The sequence below is a fragment of the Bilifractor sp. LCP21S3_F8 genome (genome assembly GCF_052117805.1).
Taxonomy (GTDB): Bacteria; Bacillota; Clostridia; order Lachnospirales; family Lachnospiraceae; genus Bilifractor.
In genome coordinates, this window is record NZ_JBQKIK010000003.1 from 1 (window position 1) to 26,494 (window position 26,494).

Consider the following 26,494-nt stretch of genomic DNA (forward strand, 5'->3'; position numbering starts at 1 on the left):
GGCAGTGAGCCACATCCGCTCACACAAAGTGTGAAGCGGTGGGGCGAACGCCGCGACAGACCGACGAAGTCGGTCACCTGTTAGCGGCACGGAAGCTGCGAAGCAGCGAAGCGACGCGGGGACTTATACAGTATGTGGCACGACTTATCGTATGAGGTTTACTGTATGCGATTTCGAAGGCAACAGGTATAAGCACGAACAGCGTGACAATTGACGGAACAGAACAGAAGAAAGGAAGGTGCAGCTATGGCGGACTGGTATCAGAAGAATTCGGAAGAATCCCTTCAGGAGCTTCATTCCAGTAAGGAAGGGCTCACAGATGATGAGGTCAGGAAACGTCAGGAACAGTATGGGTTCAATGAACTGAAGGAAAAAAAGAAGGAATCGGTATTGCAGGTTTTCCTGGGACAGTTCAAGGACCTGATGGTGATTATACTGATTATCGCCGCGACAATTTCCATGCTGACCGGCGATGTGGAGAGTACACTGGTTATTTTTGCCGTTCTTGTGCTGAATGCGGTTCTGGGGACAGTTCAGCATGTAAAAGCGGAAAAATCTCTCGAGGCGTTGAAGGCACTGTCCTCGCCCACCGCAAAGGTAATTCGTAATGGGACGCGCGTAGAAGTCGAATCCAGACAGGTTGTGCCGGGCGATATCCTTGTGGCGGAGGCTGGTGATCTGATCGTCGCGGATGGACGGATCCTGGAGAACTATTCCCTTCAGGTCAATGAGAGCTCTCTGACCGGAGAATCTCTTAATGTGGACAAGAGTGATGCTGTGCTCAATGGCGATCTGCCACTTGCGGACCGGAAGAACATGGTCTATTCAGGTTCCCTTGTCACTTATGGCCGCGCTGTGGTTCTGGTGACGGAAACAGGAATGCAGACGGAAATCGGCAGGATTGCCACACTGATGAACCAGACCGGTGAGAAAAAGACCCCCCTTCAGAAAAATCTGGATGATTTTTCAAAGAAACTTGCGACAGGGATTCTGATTATTTCGGCGGTAATTTTTGTACTGGGAATCGTGCGGGGCATGGAGCTTCTGAATTCTCTCCTGTTCGCCGTTGCGCTTGCGGTTGCAGCAATTCCCGAGGCACTCAGTTCCATCGTTACGATCGTGCAGGCTATGGGAACGCAAAAAATGGCACGGGAACATGCGGTCATCAAGAAACTTTCCGCAGTGGAATCTCTGGGCTGCGTATCGGTTATCTGCTCGGACAAAACCGGTACTCTGACGCAGAACAAGATGACGGTGCAGCAGATTTATGCCGGCGGCAGAGTGTTCGGGCCGGAGGAGTTTGATATGCATCAGCAGACACATCGTTATCTTCTCTACGACTCCGTTCTCACCAACGATGCGACATTATCAAACGGAAAGGGAGTCGGAGATCCGACAGAATACGCGCTTCTGGAGATGTATGGCAAGGTCAAGGGCCTGATGCAGAAGGAAGAGGATCTGACGCTTTCTTACGAGGACCTTCGCACCATGCTGCGAAGGATTGAGGAGGTGCCCTTTGATTCCGACCGGAAGCTGATGAGTACAAAGCACCGGATCCACGGAGTTTCCACAATCTTCACCAAGGGCGCTGTAGATGTGTTGCTTGACCGCTGTGACAGCATTCGGATCAGCGATGAGGAAATCAGGCCGATTACTGAGGAAGACCGGAAGAATATCACAGAACAGAACCGGAAGTTCTCTGAAAACGGGCTCCGTGTTCTGGCGTTTGCGTACCGGGAGTCTGAAGAGGAGCTTTCACCGGAGACGGAGTATCACTTCACCTTCCTCGGACTGATTTCCGAGATGGACCCGCCGCGAGAGGAGTCCATTCAGGCCGTACGGCATGCAAAAGAAGCGGGAATCCGAACCGTGATGATCACCGGAGATCATAAGATCACAGCGACCGCGATTGCGAAGCAGATCGGCATCTTCCAGGAGGGGGATCTCGCGGTAACCGGCATGGAGCTGGATGAAATGTCGGATGAAGAGCTCAGCGGAAAAATCGAAAAAATATCCGTCTATGCCAGAGTATCTCCGGAGAATAAAATCCGGATTGTCGATGCATGGCAGAAAAAGGGAAAAATCGTTTCCATGACCGGAGACGGCGTAAATGACGCACCGGCTCTGAAAAAAGCGGATATCGGCGTCGCAATGGGCATCACGGGAACGGAAGTGTCCAAGGATGCGGCGTCCATGATTCTGGAAGATGACAATTTCGCGACGATAATCAAGGCAGTGGCGAACGGGCGGACCATCTACACAAATATCCGTAACGCCGTTCTCTATCTGCTGTCCGGCAATCTTTCGGCAATTATCACCGTTCTGGTTACCTCGCTTCTGGCGCTTCCGATTCCGTTCCAGCCGGTACAGCTTCTGTTCATTAATCTGGTGACAGATTCACTTCCGGCGCTGGCGATCGGAATGGAGCCCGGCTCAGACGATGTTTTGAAGAAAAAGCCCAGAGACCCGAAGGCTGGAATCATGGACCGCAACTTTGTGCTGCGGATGATTTTTCAGGGAGGATTGATTTCCGTGGCTGTTATCACCGCCTATCATATCGGCCTTGGAGAATCCCCTGCCATGGCATGCTCGCTCGCGTTTCTGACGCTGACCTGCTCACGGCTGCTTCACGGCTTCAACTGCCGCGGAGAAAAAAGCCTGCTCCGCCTGGGATTCCGAAAAAATCCCTACAGCCTAGGTGCATTCCTGCTCGGACTGGTTCTGGTGATCCTTGTTTCCGTCACCCCTGTGGGCAGAAGCCTGTTCTCGGTATCAGCCCTGAACAGCATACATATTCTGACCATCGGCGTTCTGGCGCTGATACCGACGGCAATTATTCAGATTGTCCGAATCATACGAAGAAAGTGAGGAATCGCAGTGAGCAGCAGATGTACAGAATATTTCAGAGATGATCCGATTCTGATGGAATACCATGACAGGGAATGGTGCAGAATCAGGCATGATGACCGCTTTGAATTCGAAATGCTCTGCCTCGAGGGCGCCAGCGTCGGATTATCCTGGAAGACGATCATTCACAGAAGGGCCTTCTATCAGAGGGCCTTCCACAATTTTGAGATAGACGCCTGCGCAGCAATGTCCGATGCTGAACTGGAAGGCCTTATGACTGATGAGGGACTGATCCGGAACCGGAGCAAGATCTTCAGTGTGCGCCGGAATGCTGCCGCGGTTCAGAAGATCCGGGATGAATTCGGCTCCTTTGACGCGTATCTGTGGAGCTTTACGGATGGCAGACCACGGGACGGGCACTGGAAAACCCCGGAGGAGATCCCCGCGGTCTCCGGGCTTTCCCGGGAGATGAGCCGGGACATGAAGAAGCGGGGACTTTCCTATGTAGGACCTGTCATTACCTATTCTTTTCTTCAGGCTGTCGGAATCGTAAACGATCACCTGGAAGACTGTGAGGTCAGAAAACAGCCGTAAATGTTCAGGACAGCTGTCCGGCTCTGCGGAGAATCCTCTTGAAATGCTCCCGGTCATAAATAACCGGAACCGGATACAGAGGATTGGCTTCCTGAACTGCCCACGAGGCCATCTGATCCAGGTCATCTTCGGAGATTTTCTCAATGTGATCCGGAATGCCAAACGTCCGGTTCATGTCGCGGATTTTCTGAATAAAGACCGCAGCGCATTCACTGTCCGTGCCTGCTGCGATATGAGCTGCTCTGGCGAGATCTGCGAGCGGCCGTTCCACTTTTTTTCCATAATCCTCGAGAACGATGGGCAGAAGGACCGCGTTGGCGAGCCCGTGCGGAACATGATACAGGCCGCCGATGGTGTGCGCCGCCGCGTGTACGTTTCCCACACAGGCGGTGGTGAAAGCCAGTCCTGCTTTATAAGAGGCTAAAAGCATTTCCTGCCTTGCCTTCAGATTGTCCGGATTCTCAAATGCCTCAGGAAGGTAACGGAAAATGGCTCTGACGGCTTCCCGACATTGTCCGGGTGTCTCCCGCCGGTGATAAGGCCGATTGAGGTATGCCTCGACCGCGTGCGTAAGCGCATCCATCCCCGTTGTGGCGGTCAGAAACGGCGGAAGAGAGACAGTCAGGACCGGGTCGAGAATCGCATAGTCCGGACAGAGGACAAAATCGTTGATCGAATACTTATGATGTGTCTCCGTGTCGGTTATAACGGCGGCGACTGTGCATTCGGAACCGGTGCCTGCAGTCGTCGGTACCGCAAGGAAGAGAGGCGTCTTCCTGCGAACCTTCAGAGTTCCGCCCATCTCCTGCAGCGACCTGTCCGGTCTGGCGATCCGGGCAGAAGCTGCCTTCGCCGCGTCCATGTTTGATCCACCGCCAATTGCCACAAAGCAGTCACACCGCTCCTGTGTATACATGGCAGCGATCTTTTCCACTGTTATCGTATCCGGATCCGGACGGACATCGGAGAAGAGCGAATATTCCTTCAGCTTTTTACACGCGTTTACGAAAAAATCGCTTTTTACAATTCTCGGTCCCGTGACAATCATCGGATGTAATTTTCCTTCTTTTTCCAGTATTTCATTGATACGATTCAATGCGTGGGCTCCGGAAACCACCTCAGGGCCTTTTTCCGGCAAAACCCGGATCCCAAGTCCGAATACACTCTGATAGAGTCTGTCGTATATCTGATCTAATCTAACATTCATAATAGATATCCTTTCCAAATCCGGCGGCATACATCTGGTGCGGATTTTCCTGACGGACAGATCCTGTCCGGTATGCTTCAGGGTTACTTTTTCATTATACCCCTGTTATACCGCGCACGGGGCACCATTATATTGGAAAGGCCATCGATACAAACGCGAGAGCACAGAAGAACGTCGGTAGAGATGACACCTGAGCCCCGCAGCAAAACGAGATAAAACACGCTGCGCGAGTTTTATCTCGCTATCGCGACGCTCGCCGCACACGAATACTACGCATTCGGCTGCGGCTCACTGTTCGCGTAAAAAATCCTCCCTCACAGATCCTGATATGGAAATCAGGCTCTGGTGGGAGGAATTTTTGCCGCCGGCTGAAATGGCCGGCGTCTGTCCCGCTGTCGTGATCAGTCCGGTGCAGCTTTACACGCATCAGGAAAAGCGTTTCCGATCCGTTCTCTGTCCTGGTCAGTCATATGCAAAAAACAGTCGGGGACAAGGTGTCGCCTTTTATATCCCGATCATGCTTCCACGGAGACAAGCTCGATCTTGAAATTGAGCTCCTTTCCAGCCATCTCATGGTTGGCATCGAAAGTAATTGTCCTGTCATCCTTTGCAGTGACGACAACCGGAAACGGCTGTCCCATAGCGTTTGAGAGGTATACATGGTCGCCTGTCTTCAGACCGGCGGCACCCTCCATCTGGCTGATCTCTACCGTGAAAATCGCTCTTGGATCGCGTTCGCCGTAAGCTTCGTCCGGAGTGAGATGAATATTTACAATATCTCCGACATTCATATCTACGACCGCCTTGTCAAAGCCAGGGATCATCATGCCCGTTCCACAGACAAACTCCAGCGGTTCTCCCCGGTCGTACGATGAGTCAAAGACCGTCCCGTTGTTGAAGGTGCCTTCGTAATGCGTCTTCACTGTCTTTCCGGCGTTTTTACCCTCCAGGATCACCTTCATTTCATGACAGCCGCCTCCACAGCATCCGCCGCAGCCTTCTTCCTCCTCGCCGCCGCAGCAGCCGCCGGCGCATCCGTCTTCATTGTCACCACAGCATCCGTCTTCGCTGTCTCCGCAGCATCCGCCGTGACTTTCGGATCCATGGTGATGCTCACAATTCACTCCCGCTGAAGAAAGCTTTCCGGCGAGAAATGCCTGAACCGCCTCATCCGTATCACCCTGTGCGCCGGAGACAATCTGCAGCCCCGCGGACTGGAGAGCCGACTGGGCGCCGCCGCCGATTCCGCCGCAGATAACTGTATCAGCGCCAAGGTCTGCAAGCAGTCCTGCGAGCGCCTCATGTCCGATTCCGCCGGCTCCAATCACCTCGCTCGACACGATCCGTCCGTCCTCAACGGTATAAATCTTGAAATTCTCTGTTCTTCCAAAATGCTGGAAGATATTTCCGTTATCATAAGTAACTGCAATTTTCATAAATAAAATCCTTTCGTTTGTTGCAGGCGGAAGCCCACTCGCTTCAGGCTGTGGGCAGCTGACAAAACATTTTCATCAGCTGCTGGCTCTGAAATCTTTGGTTTTTCCGACCGATTCAACCGTGTTTCACGGGTTATCTCACTGTCACAACTTCTGCGCAATAAAGACAGTATACGCAATAATAAGAAGAAAAGCAACATCCTCAGCATTTCCCGCTGCAAGGTCCGGAAGCTGCGTAGCAGATGTCAGAGTTCCAGGATTGCGAGAGCGCGAAGCACGGAGCAATCCTTAGCTTATACAGTTTGTGGCACGATGTAATGTATGGTTTATTACTGAATATCAGTAACCGGTAAAAAAATAAAAAAAATTAACGGATAAATAACACACAAACGATGAAAGATGTGTTACAATACATTTAGTTTCGGATTTTAGAGGTCAAAGTACCGCCGGTAGCGCGGCGATCCCTGTTGACAGACCTCGATGAATTCCGGAAGAGTGAATAGTCAAATCTAATATTGCAGCTGGAGAACAATGAGTCAGTCGCTGAACAGTACATCGTACTGTTTATGTGCTGACTCTTTTTTACGCGAACAGTGAGCCGCAGCCGAATGCGAAGTATTCGTGTGCGGCGAGCGTCGCGATAGCGAGCTGCAGGCCGCATCCGAATGTGGGACGGCCGGATGTGGCAAGCTTCACGATCGCGGAGAAAAATCCGTAAGTTTTTTCCCTGCAGCCTGCGGGTATCCCTGCAGGGCAGAAGTCCACAAATCAGGAGGTTGAATGTACGATGCTGTATGATGTGATCATTGTAGGAGCGGGAGTGAGCGGATGCTCGATTGCCCGGGAGCTTTCCAGATACAGACTCAATATCTGTGTGCTGGAAAAGGAAGAAGACGTCTGCTGCGGCACAACAAAGGCCAACAGTGCGATTGTGCATGCCGGTTTTGATGCGGCGACAGGAAGCATGATGGCTAAGCTGAATGTTCGCGGTAACGAAATGATGGATAAGATCGCCGCTGATCTTGATGTGCCGTTCCGCAGAAACGGCGCTCTTGTGGTCTGCACGGACCCGGAGGAGCTTGGAGGACTTCAGGAGCTGTATGACCGGGGAATTGCCAACGGCCTCAGCGCCGACAGCATGGAAATTCTGAGCCGGGAGGAAGCCCTCGCCATTGAGCCGAATCTCGCGGACGATGTGGTAGGCGCGTTCCATGCAAAAACAAGCGGAATTGTCTGCCCGTTTCTTCTGAATATTGCGATGGCGGAAAACGCAAACGTCAACGGCGTCGACTTTTTCTTCAATACTGAGGTGGAAAAAATCGAAGCGGATAACCTGAAGCCGGACGGAGAGAGGATCTGGAAGATCCGCACCTGCAACGGAGAATACCGGACCAGGTACCTTGTCAACGCGGCCGGCGTCTACGCGGATGTCTTCCACAATATGGTAAGCGCCAGGAAAATACATATCACCCCGAGACGCGGCAGCTACTGCCTGCTTGACCATTCAGCCGGAAATCATGTATCTCACACGGTTTTCGCACAGCCCGGAAAAATGGGCAAGGGTGTGCTGGTAACGCCTACGATTCACGGCAACCTGCTGATCGGCCCGAATGCCCAGGATATCGAGAACAAAGAAGGCACAAATACAACGGCGGACAGCCTGAACGAAATCATAGAAAAAGCCGCGAAGAGTGTGAAAAATATACCTATGCGCCAGGTGATCACCTCCTTTGCCGGGCTCAGGGCTCATGAAGACGGCCATGATTTCATTATCGGAGAGGTAGAGGATGCGCCTCATTTTATCGACTGTGCGGGAATTGAATCCCCCGGCCTGTCCTCGAGTCCCGCGATTGGAGAATATGTCAGAAAGCTGCTGGAGGAGAAGATGAAACCGGAGCGGAAGGAGAACTGGACCGGTACCCGAAAGGGAATTCTGAATCCTGCCTCTCTTTCCTTTGAGGAGAGAAACGAGCTGATTCGAAAAAATCCCGCATACGGAAGAATTATCTGCCGATGCGAATCCGTGACCGAGGGAGAAATTCTGGACGCAATCCGCCGCCCGCTCGGCGCCCGCTCGCTGGACGGCGTCAAGCGCAGAACGAGAGCAGGCATGGGACGCTGTCAGGCAGGCTTCTGTTCTCCGCGTACCATGGAGATCCTTCATCAGGAACTTGGACTTCCATATGAGAAAATCACCAAGAGCGGGGGAAATTCCAGACTGGTTATCGGCCGCACGAAAGAGCATAGCGGGGAGGAAGAATGATGGAGACAAATGAGATGATGTCTTATGATATTGTGATTGTCGGCGGCGGTCCCGCCGGCCTTGCGGCGGCTATCGCGGCCAGAAAAAGCGGAACCCGGAGGATTCTGATCCTGGAAAGAGATAAGGAACTCGGAGGAATTCTGAATCAGTGCATCCACAACGGATTCGGACTTCATACCTTCAAGGAGGAGCTGACCGGTCCGGAATATGCAGACCGCTTTATTCAGCAGGTATATGATTTGGGTATCGAGTACAGACTCGATACGATGGTGATGGACATCTCCCGAGATAAGGTTGTGACCGCGATGAATCGGACTGACGGGATGTTCCGGATTCAGGCGGGTGCCGTGATTCTCGCTATGGGATGCAGGGAGAGACCAAGAGGTGCTCTGAACATACCGGGATTCCGGCCTGCCGGAATCTACAGCGCAGGTACGGCACAGCGCCTGGTGAATATCGAGGGTTACATGCCGGGACATGAGGTCGTCATCCTGGGATCCGGCGATATCGGGCTGATCATGGCGCGCAGAATGACTCTTGAAGGGGCAACCGTCAAGGTTGTCGCGGAGCTGATGCCTTATTCCGGAGGACTCAAGAGAAATATCGTGCAGTGCCTGGATGACTTTGGAATTCCGCTGAAGCTTTCACATACCGTGGTGGACATTGAAGGAAAGGACCGTGTGAAGGCGGTTACGATAGCAAAGGTGGGAAAGGACATGAAACCGATTCCGGGTACGGAAGAACGGTATACCTGCGACACGCTTCTTCTGTCCACCGGCTTAATCCCGGAGAACGAACTTTCCGCAGGCTGCGGAGTGGAGATGAATCCGGTCACGAAGGGACCGTTTGTCAATGAAATCATGGAGACGAACATTCCCGGTGTATTTGCCTGCGGGAATGTCCTTCATGTCCATGATCTGGTTGATTACGTATCAGAAGAGGCAGGCAGGGCAGGTGAAGCTGCTGCCAGATATGTGCAGAGCGGATGCGCTGAGGCATCAGGGGAACAGTCACCTATTCGGCTTGTCGCTGCCGGCGGAGTCCGGTATACCGTTCCGTCAACGATTCACACGGATCGGATGGATGATCTGCTGACAGTCCGCTTCCGGGTCGGAGCGGTTTATCGTCAGGCCTATGTGAGCGTTTATTTTGATGACGAGCGGGTTCAGCATCAGAAGAAGAAAATAATGGCGCCCGGAGAGATGGAACAAATCATTCTCCAGAAGAAAAAGCTTCTGGAAAAGCCGGACCTGCGCACCATCACGATAAAAATCGAGGAAGACGATACCCCGGAAGCGGTAAAGAGCGCTTCTGAGGAGAATACCATGAGCCATGCGAATGAGACGTCCGGAGCTGCGGACAGCGCCGCACACCGGCAGACCATGTGAAGGAGGCACGGAGTATGATGCAGAAAAGAGATCTGACCTGTATCGGCTGCCCCATGGGCTGCCAGATCACAGTAGAATTTGAAGGGGAAGAAATAAAGAGCGTAACCGGAAACAGCTGCAAAATCGGAGACCGGTACGCGAGAAAAGAGGTCATTCACCCGGAGAGAACCGTAACCTCAACCGTCGCGGTGACAGGAGGGGACAAGGAGCGCTGTTCGGTGAAGACCAGGGGAAATATCCCGAAGGACATGATTTTCGAATGCATGGACGCCATCAATCGCGTCTGCATTTCAGCTCCCGTAAAGATCGGAGATGTCGTCATTCCGGACGTCTGCGGAACCGGAATCGATGTCGTTGCAACAAGAAATATCCACAGGCAGTGAGCCACACCCGACAGGGCAGAGATTTCACGGCACGCTTTTCGCGCGGCTGTGAAGCCCTGCCCTGTTTTTTTACGCGAACAGTGAGCCGCAGCCGAATGCGAAGTATTCGTGCGCGGCACAGACCGCGTTCTGTTGACAGAATTATCTGTATGTAATTTCCAAAAATCATAGAGAATTTGGATAAAAAATATGCTAAAATAGACACAAGTCCTGGTTATTTAGGCGTATGAAACGGATAACCGAGATTAATGGAAACGGTAGGATTGCGGAGAATCCGAAATTTCACGGAAGTGGACATAGATGGTCAGGACAATCAAATATTTCAGAAAGGAGAAAAATGGTGAATTATACCAAGTATGCGTTGAAAGACAGCGAAGAATTGAAAACTCTTCTCAAAGACAGAGACAATCTCTTCGTTGTCGCCTGTAACAAATGCTTCAAGGAATTCGACACCCTGAACGAGCCGGATGCGGACGAGTTCGCGAAGCTTGCGGAGGCACAGGGCAAAAGGATCACAGGCATTGCCAAGGTTGACTTCCTCTGCAATCAGGTCCGGACAGAAGAACGTCTGCCGGATATGATTCCAGAAGGAACTGACCATATTGCGGTTGTTGCCTGCGGTCTTGGTATTCAGACAGTCGCGAATATGGAGGTTAAACCCGTACTCGCTGCGGCTGATTCACTGAACTATACCGGTTATCATGGTATGGCCCTGACGAAGAAGACCTGCGGTGCGTGTTCTCAGTGTTATCTGAACCTTACCGGAGGTATTTGTCCGATTGTTGACTGTTCCAAAAGCCTGTTAAACGGCCAGTGCGGAGGCGCAAAGGACGGAAAGTGCGAAGTTGACCCGGAGAAGGACTGCGCATGGCAGAGAATTTATGACCGACTGAAGGCACAGGGAAGGCTGGAGGAATTTCTTGCTCAGCCTGTGCAGTACCGCGATTATTCCAGAATCAGCCACAAGGAAATCAACGACTATGTAAAGAATCTCCGGGAGAGAAGATTCTCCGGTTATTACGGAGGTGTCCATCCGAGCGAACGCAAGGAAATTACCGAGGATATTCCGCTCGCGAAATTCCCGGAGCCGGAACAGGTAATTATTCCCTTGTCCATGCATGTTGGAAAGCCAGCGGTTCCGATTGTCAAGGTCGGAGATCACGTAAACGTCGGACAGAAAATTGCCGAGCAGGATGGATTTATCAGCTGCTGCATTCACTCCAGTGTGAGCGGAACCGTTACTGCCATCGAGCCGCATACCCATCCGAACAAGGGACCGGGCGTGATGTCGATTGTGATCCGGTCTGACGGCAAGGACACTCCGGACGCATCTGTGAAACCCGCCGGAAAGCTGGAGGATCTCACACCGGATGAGATCATTGAAATCGTAAAGGAGAAGGGCATCACCGGAATGGGCGGCGCCGGCTTCCCGACCTATGTGAAGCTCAAGCCGAACAAGCCGATTGACGCGGTCCTTCTGAACGGATGTGAGTGCGAGCCCGTTCTCACCGCGGATCACCGCGTTCTTCTTGAGTATCCGGACGCTGTCATTTTCGGACTGCAGGCGATTATGAAGGCGGTGAATGCGCCGAAGGGATACATCGTTATAGAAGACAACAAACCGGACGCTGTAGCCCTGCTTCAGTCAAAGGTGGAAGATATTGCGAACATCGAGGTGCGTTGCGTACGAACGAAATATCCGCAGGGCGCCGAGAAGATGCTCATTAAGAATGTGATGGGACGAATGGTTCCGAGCGGCGGACTTCCTGCGGATGTCGGCGCTGTCGTAGACAACGTCAGCACAGCGAAGGCGATTGCTGACGCCATCAGAACCGGCATGCCGCTGGTGGAACGGGCGGTGACCGTATCGGGAGAGCATATGGTTCATCCCGGAAATTTCATGGTCAGGATCGGTACGAATGTGCAGGAGATCATTGACTACTGCGGCGGCACGACAGGAGACGATATCACCATCAAGATGGGAGGCCCGATGATGGGCTTCGCGATTTCCGATACGAACGTTCCTGTGATCAAGGGCTCCAACGGCATCATCGCTGTCGATACACAGCACAGTGAAGAGGAAGCCTGCATCCGCTGCGGACGCTGTGTGGATGTCTGTCCGATGGAACTTGCACCGCTGAATTTTGCGAAATATGTGGATGAAGGCGACGCGAAGGCTCTTCTTGCAGAAAATATCAGAGATTGCTTTGAGTGCGGCTGCTGCCAGTATATCTGCTCCTCCAAGATTCCTCTGGTCACCAAGATCAGAAAAGGAAAAGTCATGATCAGGGAGGTGAAGTGAAGTGCTGATTACGGAGTTAAAATCAAAAGATACCATCGAGTCCCTTGTGACCGGTAAAGCATTCATTATTAACTGTCACGGATGCATGGAGGTACGCTTCCCCGAGAAGGAAGCAGATGCGCTTGAGAAATCTCTTGCAGAGAGCGGGAGAGTGACCGGTATCGTCACAACAGATTATATCTGCAACCCGGACAACCTGAAGCTCCAGCTGAAAAACCATGCGGCTGAAATTGAGGCGGCTGACTCAATTCTTGTATTCTCATGCGGAGTCGGTGTCCAGACGGTTGCGGATCTCTACCGGGACAAACCAGTGTATGCCGCATGCGATACGATCCGGCTGCCGGGGTATCAGGGCGTCACTCCACTTGAGGCAGACTGCGGACAGTGCGGGACCTGCTATCTGAATCTGACCGGAGGAATCTGCCCGATCACCGCATGCTCCAAGAGCCTTGTGAACGGTCAGTGCGGCGGTGCCCGAAACGGTATGTGTGAAGTGGATCCCGAGATGGAATGCGGATGGGAGCGCATATACAAACGGCTGAAAGCTCTCGGTCGGCTCGACGCCATGCGCTGTCCTACCCAGCTGCACAATTTTGCAACTGATGAAGCAACCAGAGAATGTAAAGAATCATAAAGGAAAGCAATTCGGCTTCCGGACCTGAGATACCGTGAATTACAGTTCCCGGGGCCGGAGGCTGAATATCTGCCATAGATCACAAATATCAGGAGAGACAATTATGAAAATTACAGAGTTGTTTAAACAGGGCGAATTTGTAGTATCTGCAGAGGTAGGTCCGCCAAAGGGATTTCACATTGATGAACTGGTGGAGAGCGCAAAGAAATATCTGAGCAAGGTTGACGCAATCAACGTAACGGACTGCCAGTCTTCCGTCATGCGGATCGGTTCTCTGGCTGTTTGCAAGACACTGAAGGATGCAGGGCTCAATCCGATTTTCCAGCTCGCCTGCCGTGACAGAAACCGGATCGCTCTGGAATCTGACCTGCTGAGCGCCGCGCTATTCGGCATCGACAATGTGCTTGCGCTTACCGGAGACCACACAAAGCTGGGTGATCATCCGGACGCGAAGCCGGTATTCGATCTGGATTCCGTTTCCCTTCTGCACACCATGTGTCTGCTGGAACAGGGCAGGGATCTCGGAGGAAACGATCTCGTCGGCGAGCCGCCGAAGTTCGCCAAGGGTGCCGTTGTATCTCCATGCAGCGACTCCGTAGACGCACAGCTCATGAAAATGGAGCGAAAGGTAGCGGCAGGCGCAGAATACTTCCAGACGCAGGCTGTCTTTGAGCCGGAGAAGTTCATCAAATTCATGGAACAGGCAAAACGGTTCGGCAAACCGGTTATGCTTGGCATCATCATTCCGAAATCTGTCGGCATGTGCAAATTCATGAATAACAATGTCGCGGGAATTTCTGTCCCGGATTCCATGCTTGATGAGCTCAGAGCAGACAAGGAGAAGACGAAAGCCGGAATCACCGGTGTTGAAATCGCTGCCCGGATTATCCGGGAGTGCAGACCCTACTGTCAGGGCGTTCACATCATGTCGCTCGGATGGGAGGACAAGATTCCGGAACTGCTGGAAAAGGCCGAAATCCGCTGATTTTATTATCTGTTTTCTCTTCCGGTAAAGACCGGTGGAGAAAACAGTCCAAGAAGACGGTCCACGTCACTGCCCGTGATCCGGGTGTGACAGGGCCGCCTTTTTTGATTTTTGTGTAATATTTTCTGATCCGTCCGGATCCACATGTCTGTATCCTGGAACCGTCTTTTGGGGTTGTTACGTGATATTTTCTGACCCGTCCGGATCAATTTCTCTGTGGGAATGAACCGCGTTTTCTGATTATTTTGTGAGCGTCAGAAATGTCTGCTTCATGTCACATTTCAGGCGGATTCCATGCTTCTCCAGCACCTTCTGCATCGCGCAGAGCGTGTCCGCGACATCCGGCCGGTTGCAGCTCTCGCCCATATGCCCGATTCGCACAACCTTTCCGGCAAGAACATCAAAGCATCCGGATATCAGAATGTTGTAGTCTTCCGCCATTTCCTTCAGCAGCTCCCGGTCTGTGATACCATCCGGCACATTGATCACCGTTACCGTGTTGGACATTCCGCTTCTCAGATAAAGGGAAAGACCGGCTGCCCTTACAGTTTCCCGTACGGCACCGGCAATCCGGGCATGTCTGTCGAAGACATCCGGGTCATCCAGGAAGTTGTCGAGCGCCTGCCGGAGACCGTTGATGTCGCTGACCGGCATGGTGTAGGGGAACCACTGATCCTTATAATAGTTTTTCATGGCCAGAATGTTCGCGTAAAAGCTCCTTATCGGAGTTTTCCGTTCTTCCATGGCACGGAAAGCACGGTCGCTTACCCAGATCATTGTCAGGCCGGGCGGACAGGAGAGCGCTTTCTGAGACCCGCCGCAAAGGATATCGATGCAGCTTTTCCCGAGATCAAGAGGTTCTCCGAACATGCCTGCAACAGAGTCCGCAACGACCATGATGCCGTAGGAATTCAGAAGTCTGCTGATGGCCTCCACGTCATTCAGTACACCGCTCGGTGTATCGCAATGGACAACGGTCGCATATTTGAAGTCATGGTCATTCTGCAGATAAGCTCTCAGGGCGTTCATTGGTACCGGCTCGTGATAATCCGTGGTAAAGAGGACAGGAACCCCTTCGTAGATTTTCACAAAATCCGCGAATCCCTTTCCAAAAATGCCGTTGTCGATGACAAGAACCCGGTCGCCGGGCTCCGTGAGCGAAGCACAGGCGGCTTCCAGCCCCAGAATACCCTCTCCTCCGAGAATGAAGGCAGTCTGATCGGTGTGCAGTGCCTTTGAGAGCAGCGCACAGGTTTCATGATAAAAATCGTAGAATGCCGGATCAATGTCCGGATTGGTGCAGGGCAGCGCCCTTGCGTCTCTGACGTTCTGGCGGACCTGAGAGGGCCCCGCCGTCATGATCTTGTACATAATATCATCACCTCTGATGGAAAAAATATGAACATCCGCACAACAAAAAACGTGTGCCTCCGCGGTGGAATGACGCTGACAGACTCAGACAGCCACCGCATAGGCCCGGCGGGTAACTCTCCGAAGTACCGGAAGAACAGCCAGAACGATAACGGCTGCCGTTACGACCTGCAGAACATTTCCCGGGATGGAGCCGAGGGGAGTGATCCAGTTTCCATATAGGATGACCTCGGCAAAGTAATAACCGACAATTTTGATCAAGAGAGCAAGTATCATGGAAACCGTGTCATTCAGATGCACATTCCGGATCGGACGTTTTTCTGCGAACAGACCGACTACAAAGCCCATGAATCCGACAATAATCAGGGTAAAAGGCGCCCAGGCGGTCCATCCGCTCAGCAGATCGAAAAGCCCCATCCCGATTCCGCCCGCGAGGGCACCGGTTCGCCTGCCAAAGAGAATCGCGGCAATGAACAGGGGAACATTTCCCAGATGAATCAGTCCGCCGCTTCCCACAAACGGAAGACGGATGTTAATCAGCCAGGTCGCCACATAGGTGAGGGCAATCATCAACGCAGTGGTAACCAGATCCTGAGTACGGCTTTTAAATGGGATTACATTTGATGCTGCTGTTTTCTTTGTCGTATTTTTCTCTGTCATAATTGTTTCCTCCCGCCATTGAATTTTGAAAATCTGCGTCTTATTCTATACGCTTTTGGATATATGAGTATTTCCAATTCGGGAGAAAAAAATATGATCAGATATTTCTCTGAAGGAAATCCGGTCTGCCGTTTCGGTCGTTATCCCGTAGAACCATGCCAAGGATAAAACCGGTGATCATGCCTCCGAGATGGGCCCAGGCATTGACACCAGCCCCGATATTCTGGAGAAACATAAAAACGGAAAAAATAATCATCAGCCATGGATTCGCGCGGCGGTTTGTCTTCTTTCTGTCTATGACCGCAGCCCCTGCGTATGCGCCGATCAGCCCGAAAACGGCTCCGGACGCGCCGGCAGATATTCCGTAGTTTCCGGTAGAGAGGTCGACAGCAAGGCTGAGAAGATTTCCGCCGATCCCGCTGACCAGGTAGAGAATCAGATACCGGATTTTTCCATACTGCTGCTCCAGAGACCAGCCGCAGTAAGTCAGTGAGATCATATTGGAAAATATATGGCTGAACCCGAAGTGGATAAACATGCTTGTAAACAGCCTCCACCACTGATGCTCTTTGATCATCAGCGGCGCATACTGCGCGCCTGCCGCGACGACTGCGTTGTCTCCATTGCTTCCTCCGGTCATTTCTTCAAACAGAAACACAAGCACATTCGCGAGAATCAGCAGAATTGTGATGACAGGAACTGTAGTCCCGCGGCCGGACCGTTTTTTCCTCCCGAAAGTGCCAGAAGAGAAGCCGGCATCCGCCTCGAAAGGCGAATTTCCCTGCGAATAGCGGTCGCCACGCGAACGAATAATGCGATCAATCAGATCACGTCCCCACCGTTCCGCCTCGTCCTGACTTTGGAAAAGTCCTGCCTGCAGCACGTTTTTCTGAGGATCCAGGACCTCACAGCGGATTCCTGCTACCTCATAATAGAATTTGAGTGAATAATCCCGGTATTTCTGTGTTTTCATCGAATCGTTTTCCTCCAGGGTTTCTCTCATTGTACCACAACATGTTTGACCAGAGGATCACTTCATCCGTTTCCTTTCCGTTGTTTTGCCAGAGGCTCTTACTTCCCGTTTCTCACCGCGAGGCCGTTTCCTGCCGGTTACTGTTCACCCCAACTATGTGCGGTAAGGATTTTTCAGTCCTATTGCCGGTTCTTCCGGTATCTTTCACTTAGTTACGTCTTATAAGTTATTCGTTTCCGTGTTATAATCAGATAAAAGAACGTTGTCCGGGAACACATTCTGAACAGGGGGCCGGATCCGGATCGGCAGACATGAGGACGAGATATGAGTGTAGCGAGAACAGGCATGAATCAGACGAACATCCAGGATTTGAACAGGGAGCTTCTCCTGAATTTTCTACGAAGTGAGGGCGAGTGCGCAAGGATTACACTCGCAAAGCTTTCCGGTCTGAAGCAGGCCACGGTGACGAACATTATCAATGACTTTATCCGGTGGGGAATTGTAAAAGAAGTCGGTTTTCTGACCGGGGAGAAGGGGCGTCGATCGATCGGCATTTCTTTGAACAAGGAAGAATACGGTGTCATCGGAATCCGGATCACCAGGAAGAACTACTCATTCGGGTTGTTCAACATTGCAGGAGAAGAGATTTTTTCCCGTATATCTGAAGATTTCACCGGAGTGTCCGCAAAGGAGGTATTTTCCCACCTGTTAACATCCGTGGATCAATGCATTGACGAGGCAGGGGGACGTAAGATCCTTGCAATCGGAGTCGCAATTCCGGGTCCCTATAACAGGGTAACCCGGAGAATCGAGCTTATGACGGGGGCATCCGGCTGGAATGAGGTCCCGATTGAGCAGGAATTGAAAAACCGGTATCACATTCCGATCTATATCGAACAGAATGCAAACGCGGCGGCTGTTGCTCAGTACTGGTATAATCGCGACAAACTGGACAATGATCTCCTTGTCTATGTCGCTGCCGGGCAGGGCATCGGCGCCGGAATCATCAGTGACGGAGAGCTTGTTCGTGGAAGCATCGGCACCGCCGGAGAAATCGGGCATACCTCCATCGATATGAATGGGCCAAGATGCATCTGCGGCAACAGAGGATGCCTCGAGAATTACTGCTCATCGATTGCATTTACAAAATTTGTCAATGAGCGGATGCGCAGGCGCAGTTCATCGGAAGACAGCTCTTCCGGTTCGCCGCAAAGAGACAGAGTGTTGACATTCCGGGAGGCAGCGGAACTGGTCCGTGATGGAGATGCGGATGCCGTAGCAGTCTATCTGGAATGCTGCGATCGTCTGGCGGTCGGCGTTGTCAATATTATCAACAGCTTTAATCCGAAATACCTCATGCTGGGGGATGAAATGTCCCACGTGGCGCCGGACCTGATGCTTCAGAGGGTGAGACAGAGGGTGCGGGAGCGCACAATCCCGGCAATTTTCGAAAGCACAAATATCAGTCTTTCCGTTGTTGAACATGACTCGATGGTGAATGGCGCTGCTATAGTGGCAATCACGGATATTTTCCGTCATCCGGCTGATTTTTTCAGTGACACGCAAAAGAAAGGCGAGTGATCCATTCCGGCAGCGCCTGTTGCATATGATGCTGCCGCATTCCCGTGACTTTATTCGTGTGAGCCTTCACTGTAAAATCGTGACGGACCATGAATGTGGAAGATCAGTAATCTTTGTAAACCAAACAACCATGCGACAAATCGTGCGACAAACGGTATAAGATTTGGACTGCCCGTGCCTCACAGGGAAATTTAATATTGACTTTATGTATTAATCGAATTAATCTATATGTTGAGCAAAGATATATGCCATCAGGCTTCTGAGAGCTTTGCTCATCCATTCATTGGTTTCAATGTAAGATGTGATATCATTTATTTTTAAGGAGGACCTTAATCATGAAATTCTTTATCGACACAGCAAATGTAGATGAAATCCGTGAGGCAAATGACATGGGGGTTATCTGCGGCGTTACCACAAACCCGTCTCTGATCGCAAAGGAAGGCCGCGATTACAAGACGGTTCTGAAGGAAATCACCACGATTGTTGATGGAGCGATCTCCGGAGAGGTAAAGGCTACCACAACGGATGCGGAAGGAATGATCAAAGAAGGACGGGAGATTGCCGCGATTCATCCGAACATGGTTGTAAAAATCCCGATGACAGCAGAGGGGCTGAAAGCGATCAAGGTTCTTCACTCGGAAGGAATCAAGACAAACTGCACGCTGATCTTTACGGCAAATCAGGCACTTCTTGCCGCAAGAGCAGGCGCGACATATGTATCTCCCTTCCTGGGACGTCTGGATGACATCAGCACGAGAGGCGTTGATTTGATCCAGGAGATTTCCGACATCTTTGCTGTTGCCGATGATATCGACACCCAGATTATCTGCGCATCGATCCGCAACCCCATGCATATTACGGACTGTGCACTCGCGGGCGCAGACATTGCAACCGTTCCGTTTAAGGTAATCAAGCAGATGATCCATCATCCGCTTACCGATGAGGGAATTGTAAAATTCCAGAACGATTACAAGGCTGTCTTTGGAGAGTAAGCAGACATTAGATACCTGGTGCCACAGACTTAATCAGTCTCGGATTCCCACACAGGGCCGCACCGTGATCATTCAGGCTATTGGGTCACGGTGCTGTTTTTTTGTACAGAAACAGCAGTGACCTTGTCGCTTCCGGCTGATGGTCATTACCGTTACCGTGTATTTTTGATGGAAATAATCTTTACCACATCGCTGTCACTGCCATATGACATTTATTACAGGAGACAATGAAAGAAATGGAAAATCTGGAATTACAGAAAATCGCAAATGAAGTCCGCAAGGACATCGTAACTGCCGTACATTCCGCGAAATCCGGTCATCCGGGCGGGTCTCTCGGAGCGGCGGATATTTTTACCTATCTGTATTTTGAGGAGCTGAAGAATATTGACCCGCATGATCCGAAGAAGCCGGACCGTGACCGCTTTGTGCTCTCCAAAGGCCACTGCGCGCCGGGACTGTATTCCGCTCTGGCGGAGAGGGGCTACTTCCCGAAGGAGGATCTCGTCACCCTCCGCCATGTGGGTTCCTATCTGCAGGGACATCCGAACATGAACGACACTCCAGGTGTGGACATGTCGACGGGATCGCTCGGACAGGGTGTTTCTGTCGCCTGTGGAATGGCACTCGCAGCGAAGCTGTCCGGAGAAAGCTATCATGTATACACACTGCTCGGAGATGGTGAGTGCGAGGAGGGTGAGGTCTGGGAGGCCGCGATGTTCGCGGGCGACAAGAAGCTGGACAACCTGACTGTAATTGTGGACTACAACAATCTCCAGATCGATGGAACCCTGGAGGAGGTCAATTCCCCCCTTCCGCTCGACCGGAAGTTTGAGTCCTTCCGTTTTCACGTCATCTCCGTGGCGGACGGAAACGACTTTGATCAGCTCCGCGCCGCTTTCCGCGAGGCAGCACAGATCAAGGGCATGCCGACGGCGATCATCTGCAGAACCGTGAAAGGAAAAGGTGTCTCCTATATGGAGAACAACTGCGGCTGGCACGGCAAGGCACCGAATGACGAGGAGTACGCGCAGGCAATGGAAGAACTGAAGAAAGCAGGTGAAGCATTATGTCAGAAGTAAAGAAAATCGCCACCCGGGAGAGCTACGGAAACGCTCTGGTGGAGCTCGGAAAGAAGCACGACGACCTGGTGGTTCTGGACGCGGATCTTGCGGGAGCGACCAAGACAGGAATCTTTAAGAAGGCTTTCCCGGAGCGCCATATTGACTGCGGAATTGCCGAGGGCAACATGATGGCCGTTGCGGCGGGACTTGCCGCTGCGGGAATGGTTCCGTTCGCGAGCAGCTTTGCCATGTTCGCGGCGGGACGCGCCTATGAACAGGTCAGAAACTCCATCGGCTACCCCCACCTGAATGTAAAGATCGGCGCGACACACGCTGGAATTTCTGTCGGAGAAGACGGAGCGTCCCACCAGTGCCTGGAGGATATCGCGCTGATGCGCGTGATCCCGGGGATGACCGTCATCGTTCCGTCGGACGACATTGAGGCGCGGGCGGCTGTCGAGGCAGCATATGCGTACAAGGGACCGGTATATCTGCGGTTCGGACGCCTGGCGGTTCCGGTGATCAACGACAGACCGGACTACCGGTTTGAAATCGGAAAAGGCATCACCCTTCGAGAGGGAAAGGATGTGACCATCGTCGCGACAGGACTGGAAGTGCAGTCGGCGCTTGAGGCCGCACAGAAGCTTGCGGTGGATGGCATTGATGCCGAGGTGATCAATATTCACACAATCAAGCCGCTGGATGAAGAGCTTATCCTTGCGTCCGCGAAGAAGACCGGGCGGGTCGTCACCGTGGAGGAACACTCTGTGATCGGAGGACTCGGCGGAGCGGTCTGCGAGGTACTTTCGGCGAAGGCACCGGTTCCGGTGCTCCGGATCGGCGTCAACGATGTATTCGGCGAGTCCGGACCGGCTGTGGAGCTTCTCCACAAGTACCATCTCGACGGAGAAGGTGTATATGGCCAGATCCGTGCATGGCTTTGATGCGGAGGATGAGCTGACCGGCGCACGCAGGAAAATTGTCCCGGCAGTATCCGCGCGTGGGTCTGATGCGGATCTGGGCATGCAGTGAACCGTCAGCGAAACAGGATGACAGAAACATGTTGTGAGGAACGGACATGAACAAGACGAATAATAAGGTTTTGATTTTTTCGGACAATCACGGCGATATTCTCCCCATGAATCAGATCATTGAGGCGGAATGGCCGTTTGATGTGCTCATTCACTGCGGGGACGCGCAGTGTAGCCTTGATCTCGTTCTGAAGCATCGTGCGGAGTTCCGGCTCCTTGCCGTAAGCGGGAACTGCGATTTCCGCTCCGCATTTCCGGAAGAACGGACCTCGCAGGTTGGCGATCATACGATACTGATTGTTCATGGTCACCATCATTATGTAAATGACGACACGGACTTTTTGTCGGCAGCAGGTATCCGGAACCATGCGGATATCATCTGCTTCGGTCACACGCATGTTCCTCTGATCCGGAAAGAAAAAGGCGTTCTTCTGATCAATCCGGGCAGTCTGACCAGATCCAGACGATACGACAGGAAAGGAACCTATGCCGTCCTTCACACCGGAGGGCAGGAGGACGAAAAAGTTATCCTGAAACTCACGAACGGAGAGATCATTGACGGATAACGATGTAACTTTTTGATTGACTGCCTTATGCATGCGGCTTTTCTGATTTAGCTTCTTTCCTTGTGGCATTCCGGTACTTTCCGGAAAGCCGTAAGGCAAGAAGCATCATCAGAGAGGCCGTTTTCTATTTTTGGGGGAGCGCCGCCTTCATCCATTCCCTGCATGCAATCTTCTCCGTGTGTATAATTCATTTATATCTCCGTGTGTGAAATTCATTTACACCTCCATGTGTGAAATTCATTTACACCTCCATGCGTAAAATTTATTTATACCTTGTGTGTGTCTGCGATTTCGTTTAAGATGAAAACAAACAGCCGTCTCACGGCGTGTCCGGTTACAAGTGCAGAACCTGCTGCAGCATCACATTACGCATTTCTGCCTATTATGTGCATCTCCACAGGCAGTTACAAGTTTAGAATCTGCTGCAGCATTACATTACACAACAATCATTACGCAGCAATATCATTACATAATAATAGGGAGGATATCCGTTGAACACGCAGACACTACAGGCCATTCAGGGCGTGCTGATCCCGTTTGCCGGAACGGCTCTCGGATCCGGCTGCGTCCTTTTCATGAAAAAAGAACTTAGCAATCCGGTTCAGAAGATGCTGACCGGGTTTGCCGCCGGAGTTATGACAGCCGCATCCGTCTGGAGTCTTTTGATTCCTTCTATGGAGCAGAGCAGCTCATGGGGGAAGCTTGGATTCCTGCCGGCCGTCATCGGATTCTGGCTCGGAACACTATTTCTGCTGCTTCTGGACCATGTTATCCCACATCTTCACCTGAACGCGGAACAGGCCGAAGGCCCCAAAAGCCATCTTGCGAAAACAACCATGATGGTTTTTGCCGTTACGCTTCACAACATTCCGGAGGGAATGGCGGTCGGAATCGTCATCGCCGGATTTCTCACCGGATCTGCCGAGATAACGGCAGGAAGCGCACTCGCCTTATCCGTGGGAATAGCCATCCAGAATTTTCCGGAGGGGGCTATCATTTCCATGCCTCTGCACGCGCAGGGCAAGGGAAAGGGAAAGGCTTTTGCGGCAGGTGTTCTGTCAGGAGCAGTCGAACCGGTCGGCGCAGCACTTGTGATCGCCGCATCCTCTGTCTTTGTCCCTGTCATGCCTTATCTGCTCAGCTTCGCGGCGGGAGCAATGATGTATGTGGTTGTGGAGGAGCTGATCCCCGAGATGTCCGCAGGCAGTCACTCCAATCTCGGAGTGCTCATGTTTTCCCTGGGCTTCACTTTGATGATGGCGCTTGATGTGGCACTGGGCTGAAAAGACAGGGAGATGATCGAGATCAATTTGGCACTGGGCTGAAAGGACAGAGAGATAATGGCGTCTGATACGGCACTGGACTGACGAGACAGAAAGAAGTGGATACCGACATGGTTAAAAATTTTGACATCAATGAACAGAAATACAGCATCCGCTGTAAATACTACTGCGGAAAGGACCCGCATTCCGTGACGGATATCGTGATCGCGACATACGGGTTTGGCGGCAATAAGGATAACAGCGCGACCGAGAAATTCGCGGAGAGACTGATCTCGAAATACAAGCATTTCGGAGTCGTTGTCTTTGACTGGCCTGCTCACGGGGCGGACTCCCTGAACAGATTCCTCCCGGATGAATGTGTGACCTACTTTGATCTGGCCGTAAACTACGCCCGAAAGGAAATGAACGCTCAAAATCTGTATGCATACGGAACCAGCCTTGGCGGGTATATCACGCTTCGCTATCTGACAGAGTACGGCAATCCTTTCCGGAAGATTGCTCTGCGCTGTCCCGCGATCAATCTCTATGATATCATGATGGCTGACATCACACCGGACGAGCAGACGAAACTGGACCGCGGAAAGGAGATCGTCAGAGGATATACACGAAAGATTCGTCTCACCTCGGAATTTTTTGATCAGCTCCGCGCGGCAGATGTACGGAAGAGAGAATACTTCGATTTTGCCGATGACATGCTGATCCTCCAGGGCACAAAGGATGCGTTCATCCCCTTTGACACTGTCCGTCAGTTTGCGGAAGACAACGTCATCGAACTGATCCGTATGGAAAACGCAGATCATCCGTTCTCAGACCCCGGAATCATGGATCTCGCGATCTCAAAGATCATTGATTTCTTTCATCCGGAGCAATGAGTACGCTCCGATACCGGAAGGGATCGTGGAAACAAAGGCCGCTTCCGGCGGTTTTGGACAATTCAGCGCTGCCCGAAAATACAGACGATTTTCAAAAGTCAGGCGTACGGGTGGTGTAAAAGAAAGCAGGTAGTCTATGAGTATACGACTGGAGGAAGAGAGCTTCGCTCAATACCGGCCGGGGCTGTCTCTGAACGCGGCATTTCCGGAGGACAAGGTCCCGCTTCTGCAGATGGAACATCTGCGACAGCTCGATTTTATGATCGGGCGCGGGCTCTCCTATGAAAATACGATTAATGCATTTTTTCAGCAGCTCTATCTGAATGAATCCATGCGTTCTCTGAAAGAGCGGCAGGACATGGTTGTACTTCTGGATAATGAAGGGGCCCTTGTCCGCGACAGCGGGGTCTGGGCCTTCCTCTTTACTCCGGGAACGACAGAAAACCAGACACTCAGCCCGGATACCCGGCTGTATCCTGTATATATCGACATGCTGAAGCAAGTGGAGGAGGGACGGATGGTCCGTATCTTTCTTCCAGTATACAGTGAACGCTCTCTCCTGATGGGAGCCAAGAAATACAGTATCCTCGATGAGTACGCTGCTCTCCACAGGGGCGGCTTCCTGACTGTGGCTAAGAACATCGTGGTAAACGGTCCCCAGGAGCTGTACCAGAATGTTCCGGTGCTTTCCTGTGGCGCATTGAAGACCGTTGATGTATCTGAGATTGACAGCTACAGCACAATCCGCGCACTCATGCAGGATTATGCCTACCAGTACGATCACCGGACGTCCGCCGCTCCGATCCAGCCTCTGTCCATCGCTGTATTCGGCGCTCCCGGTTCCGGAAAGTCTTTCGGTATCAAAGAGATCGCCGGGAGTGTCGGACGCTTTCGGATCGCAACCATCAACTGTTCCCAGTTCCGTACGACCGAGGCACTTTTCCTCGCTCTGCACCGGGAACTCACCGAATCGGAGGACGGAAGCATCCCGCTGATCTTTTTTGATGAATTTGACTCCACCTTTGAGGGGATGGAGCGCGGATGGCTGAAATATTTCCTCGCGCCCATGCAGGATGGTGAGTACACACTCAAGAAAAAGACGATGACGATTGACGCGGCGGTCTTCGTGTTCGCGGGCGGAACCGCAGGTTCATTCTCTGAATTTCTCCCGCAGACCGAGGAAAAACGGGCGGAATTCCGCAATCTGAAGGGACCGGATTTCGTAAGCCGCCTAAAGGGCATGCTCGATATCAAGGGACCGAATCCTACGAGCCCGACCGACCGGACGAGCATCATTCGCAGAGCGCTGCTGTTCCGCAACCTGATCATCCGGAAATATCCCGCAATTTATGATGAGAATTCCGGTCAGATCAATATCTCGCGAGGCCTTCTCTCAGCGCTTCTGAGGGTGTCGGAGTACCGTCACGGCTCCCGTTCGCTGGAATTTATTCTGGCAATGTCGAAACTCTCCGGCGAGAAAAAATTCACCCCGGCATCTCTTCCGCCCAGTGAACAGCTGGATATCCATCTCGATGTTCGTGATTTCCGCGACAAGATCATGTTCGAGCAGTTCATCGGCGCCGGAATGGAGGCGACCGCAAAAGCTCTCTACGAGATCGGTAATGAGGATGAGGCAGGAGACGCTTCCGAACCGCCCCACTGGAATCTGGTCGGGGAGGACAGAAGAGAGAATTACCGCAGTATCATCCGTTTCGTGGGAGAGCATCTGATGGATCCCCGATCCAGAATCGGTATCCGCCATATCATCCCGGACGCGCCGGATACGCTGCATGAGCCGGAGGGAGAAGATCTCCGGTATCTCTGCCAGCTGCTCCATGAGGGATGGAGGATAAGGATGATTTCCGCCGGCTGGCGCTATGACGAAGTGGAAGACCGCGAGCTGCTCCGTTCTCCCCGACTCGCGGAGTATGAGAGCCTGTCGATCGATGCGCGTGATGCGATTGAGGGGACTCTGCTTCGTCACATCCGGCACATCAACCGGATGGGGTACGAATTTTTCCGCAAGTTTAAGCCGTAACAACAGATCATGACCGGGATCCACGGC

21 protein-coding genes and 1 pseudogene are annotated in these 26,494 nt (G+C 52.1%); 17 read left to right on the plus strand and 5 right to left on the minus strand.

What is annotated here, in order from left to right:
• Nucleotides 1-246: 246 nt before the first annotated feature.
• Together ACTQ3A_RS02120 and ACTQ3A_RS02125 are read left to right on the plus strand one after the other, a co-directional pair.
• Nucleotides 247-2,868 (plus strand): cation-translocating P-type ATPase, encoded by a 2,622-nt coding sequence (locus ACTQ3A_RS02120; RefSeq protein ID WP_441494001.1) that lies wholly within the window; start codon nt 247-249, stop codon nt 2,866-2,868.
• Nucleotides 2,869-2,877: 9 nt separating this feature from the next.
• On the plus strand, nt 2,878-3,441 hold the full coding sequence (locus tag ACTQ3A_RS02125; protein WP_441099132.1) for a DNA-3-methyladenine glycosylase I: 564 nt from the start codon (nt 2,878-2,880) through the stop codon (nt 3,439-3,441).
• Between the two features lie 4 nt (nt 3,442-3,445).
• Here the strand turns inward: ACTQ3A_RS02125 and ACTQ3A_RS02130 are convergent, their stop codons facing one another.
• Nucleotides 3,446-4,648, minus strand: a complete 1,203-nt coding sequence (locus ACTQ3A_RS02130; RefSeq protein ID WP_441494000.1) for an iron-containing alcohol dehydrogenase — start codon at nt 4,646-4,648, stop codon at nt 3,446-3,448.
• 515 nt (nt 4,649-5,163) lie between these two features.
• Nucleotides 5,164-6,084 carry an FKBP-type peptidyl-prolyl cis-trans isomerase gene (locus ACTQ3A_RS02135; protein WP_441099130.1) on the minus strand — a complete coding sequence of 307 codons (921 nt, stop codon included), beginning with the start codon at nt 6,082-6,084 and terminating at the stop codon, nt 5,164-5,166.
• 568 nt (nt 6,085-6,652) lie between these two features.
• On the opposite strand from ACTQ3A_RS02135, the gene ACTQ3A_RS02140 reads away from it, so the two are divergent.
• From ACTQ3A_RS02140 to ACTQ3A_RS02170, 7 genes and pseudogenes are all read left to right on the plus strand, one after another.
• The gene (locus ACTQ3A_RS02140) at nt 6,653-6,802 is read left to right on the plus strand and encodes a hypothetical protein (protein ID WP_441495232.1); all 150 of its coding nucleotides are present in this window, start codon (nt 6,653-6,655) and stop codon (nt 6,800-6,802) included.
• A 72-nt stretch (nt 6,803-6,874) separates the two neighbouring features.
• Nucleotides 6,875-8,347, plus strand: coding sequence for an NAD(P)/FAD-dependent oxidoreductase (locus ACTQ3A_RS02145; protein ID WP_441494003.1), 1,473 nt, complete (start codon nt 6,875-6,877; stop codon nt 8,345-8,347).
• Between the two features lie 14 nt (nt 8,348-8,361).
• Nucleotides 8,362-9,627 (plus strand): annotated as a pseudogene (locus ACTQ3A_RS02150) (NAD(P)/FAD-dependent oxidoreductase); the annotation flags it as partial.
• Nucleotides 9,628-9,752: 125 nt separating this feature from the next.
• Complete coding sequence (locus ACTQ3A_RS02155) at nt 9,753-10,118, plus strand: DUF1667 domain-containing protein (protein ID WP_441099144.1); 366 nt, start codon at nt 9,753-9,755, stop codon at nt 10,116-10,118.
• 337 nt (nt 10,119-10,455) lie between these two features.
• Nucleotides 10,456-12,420: an electron transport complex subunit RsxC gene (gene rsxC / locus ACTQ3A_RS02160; protein WP_441099129.1), complete on the plus strand. Its 1,965-nt coding sequence runs from the start codon at nt 10,456-10,458 to the stop codon at nt 12,418-12,420.
• Nucleotide 12,421: 1 nt separating this feature from the next.
• Entirely contained in the window at nt 12,422-13,054 is a 633-nt protein-coding gene (locus ACTQ3A_RS02165) for a methylenetetrahydrofolate reductase C-terminal domain-containing protein (protein ID WP_441099128.1), read from the plus strand.
• 103 nt (nt 13,055-13,157) lie between these two features.
• A complete protein-coding gene (locus ACTQ3A_RS02170; protein ID WP_441493999.1) occupies nt 13,158-14,039 on the plus strand; it encodes a methylenetetrahydrofolate reductase in 882 nt (293 codons plus the stop codon).
• A 240-nt stretch (nt 14,040-14,279) separates the two neighbouring features.
• On the opposite strand, the gene ACTQ3A_RS02175 is transcribed toward ACTQ3A_RS02170, so the two are convergent.
• From ACTQ3A_RS02175 to ACTQ3A_RS02185, 3 genes are all read right to left on the minus strand, one after another.
• Entirely contained in the window at nt 14,280-15,410 is a 1,131-nt protein-coding gene (locus ACTQ3A_RS02175) for a pyridoxal-phosphate-dependent aminotransferase family protein (RefSeq protein WP_441493998.1), read from the minus strand.
• A gap of 84 nt (nt 15,411-15,494) precedes the next feature.
• Nucleotides 15,495-16,070, minus strand: a complete 576-nt coding sequence (locus tag ACTQ3A_RS02180) for an ECF transporter S component (RefSeq protein ID WP_441099125.1) — start codon at nt 16,068-16,070, stop codon at nt 15,495-15,497.
• Between the two features lie 97 nt (nt 16,071-16,167).
• Entirely contained in the window at nt 16,168-17,043 is an 876-nt protein-coding gene (locus ACTQ3A_RS02185) for a rhomboid family intramembrane serine protease (protein WP_441493997.1), read from the minus strand.
• 324 nt (nt 17,044-17,367) lie between these two features.
• Between ACTQ3A_RS02185 and ACTQ3A_RS02190 the strand changes: the two genes are divergently transcribed.
• The 8 genes from ACTQ3A_RS02190 to ACTQ3A_RS02225 all read left to right on the plus strand — a co-directional run bounded on the left by ACTQ3A_RS02190 (nt 17,368) and on the right by ACTQ3A_RS02225 (nt 26,467).
• The gene (locus tag ACTQ3A_RS02190; protein ID WP_441493996.1) at nt 17,368-18,624 is read left to right on the plus strand and encodes an ROK family protein; all 1,257 of its coding nucleotides are present in this window, start codon (nt 17,368-17,370) and stop codon (nt 18,622-18,624) included.
• A gap of 335 nt (nt 18,625-18,959) precedes the next feature.
• Entirely contained in the window at nt 18,960-19,616 is a 657-nt protein-coding gene (gene fsa / locus ACTQ3A_RS02195; RefSeq protein WP_441099122.1) for a fructose-6-phosphate aldolase, read from the plus strand.
• A gap of 227 nt (nt 19,617-19,843) precedes the next feature.
• On the plus strand, nt 19,844-20,695 hold the full coding sequence (locus ACTQ3A_RS02200; RefSeq protein WP_441493995.1) for a transketolase: 852 nt from the start codon (nt 19,844-19,846) through the stop codon (nt 20,693-20,695).
• A complete protein-coding gene (locus ACTQ3A_RS02205; protein WP_441493994.1) occupies nt 20,683-21,621 on the plus strand; it encodes a transketolase family protein in 939 nt (312 codons plus the stop codon). The genes ACTQ3A_RS02200 and ACTQ3A_RS02205 overlap by 13 nt, the downstream gene beginning before the upstream one ends.
• 134 nt (nt 21,622-21,755) lie before the next feature.
• A complete protein-coding gene (locus ACTQ3A_RS02210) occupies nt 21,756-22,274 on the plus strand; it encodes a metallophosphoesterase family protein (protein ID WP_441099118.1) in 519 nt (172 codons plus the stop codon).
• Between the two features lie 491 nt (nt 22,275-22,765).
• Nucleotides 22,766-23,557: a ZIP family metal transporter gene (locus ACTQ3A_RS02215; protein ID WP_441493993.1), complete on the plus strand. Its 792-nt coding sequence runs from the start codon at nt 22,766-22,768 to the stop codon at nt 23,555-23,557.
• 110 nt (nt 23,558-23,667) lie between these two features.
• Nucleotides 23,668-24,429: an alpha/beta hydrolase family protein gene (locus ACTQ3A_RS02220; protein WP_441099116.1), complete on the plus strand. Its 762-nt coding sequence runs from the start codon at nt 23,668-23,670 to the stop codon at nt 24,427-24,429.
• A 136-nt stretch (nt 24,430-24,565) separates the two neighbouring features.
• Nucleotides 24,566-26,467, plus strand: coding sequence for a RyR domain-containing protein (locus tag ACTQ3A_RS02225; protein WP_441099115.1), 1,902 nt, complete (start codon nt 24,566-24,568; stop codon nt 26,465-26,467).
• The last annotated feature ends 27 nt before the right edge of the window (nt 26,468-26,494 follow it).

Bases quoted from the DNA above. Each gene is read 5' to 3' on its own strand.
- ACTQ3A_RS02120 (WP_441494001.1), top strand. From the start codon at position 247: ATGGCGGACTGGTATCAGAAGAATTCGGAAGAATCCCTTCAGGAGCTT.
- ACTQ3A_RS02130 (WP_441494000.1), bottom strand. From the start codon at position 4,648: ATGAATGTTAGATTAGATCAGATATACGACAGACTCTATCAGAGTGTA.
- ACTQ3A_RS02135 (WP_441099130.1), bottom strand. From the start codon at position 6,084: ATGAAAATTGCAGTTACTTATGATAACGGAAATATCTTCCAGCATTTT.
- ACTQ3A_RS02155 (WP_441099144.1), top strand. From the start codon at position 9,753: ATGCAGAAAAGAGATCTGACCTGTATCGGCTGCCCCATGGGCTGCCAG.
- rsxC (WP_441099129.1), top strand. From the start codon at position 10,456: ATGGTGAATTATACCAAGTATGCGTTGAAAGACAGCGAAGAATTGAAA.
- ACTQ3A_RS02170 (WP_441493999.1), top strand. From the start codon at position 13,158: ATGAAAATTACAGAGTTGTTTAAACAGGGCGAATTTGTAGTATCTGCA.
- ACTQ3A_RS02175 (WP_441493998.1), bottom strand. From the start codon at position 15,410: ATGTACAAGATCATGACGGCGGGGCCCTCTCAGGTCCGCCAGAACGTC.
- ACTQ3A_RS02180 (WP_441099125.1), bottom strand. From the start codon at position 16,070: ATGACAGAGAAAAATACGACAAAGAAAACAGCAGCATCAAATGTAATC.
- ACTQ3A_RS02185 (WP_441493997.1), bottom strand. From the start codon at position 17,043: ATGAAAACACAGAAATACCGGGATTATTCACTCAAATTCTATTATGAG.
- ACTQ3A_RS02190 (WP_441493996.1), top strand. From the start codon at position 17,368: ATGAGTGTAGCGAGAACAGGCATGAATCAGACGAACATCCAGGATTTG.
- fsa (WP_441099122.1), top strand. From the start codon at position 18,960: ATGAAATTCTTTATCGACACAGCAAATGTAGATGAAATCCGTGAGGCA.
- ACTQ3A_RS02200 (WP_441493995.1), top strand. From the start codon at position 19,844: ATGAAAGAAATGGAAAATCTGGAATTACAGAAAATCGCAAATGAAGTC.
- ACTQ3A_RS02205 (WP_441493994.1), top strand. From the start codon at position 20,683: ATGTCAGAAGTAAAGAAAATCGCCACCCGGGAGAGCTACGGAAACGCT.
- ACTQ3A_RS02210 (WP_441099118.1), top strand. From the start codon at position 21,756: ATGAACAAGACGAATAATAAGGTTTTGATTTTTTCGGACAATCACGGC.
- ACTQ3A_RS02220 (WP_441099116.1), top strand. From the start codon at position 23,668: ATGGTTAAAAATTTTGACATCAATGAACAGAAATACAGCATCCGCTGT.
- ACTQ3A_RS02225 (WP_441099115.1), top strand. From the start codon at position 24,566: ATGAGTATACGACTGGAGGAAGAGAGCTTCGCTCAATACCGGCCGGGG.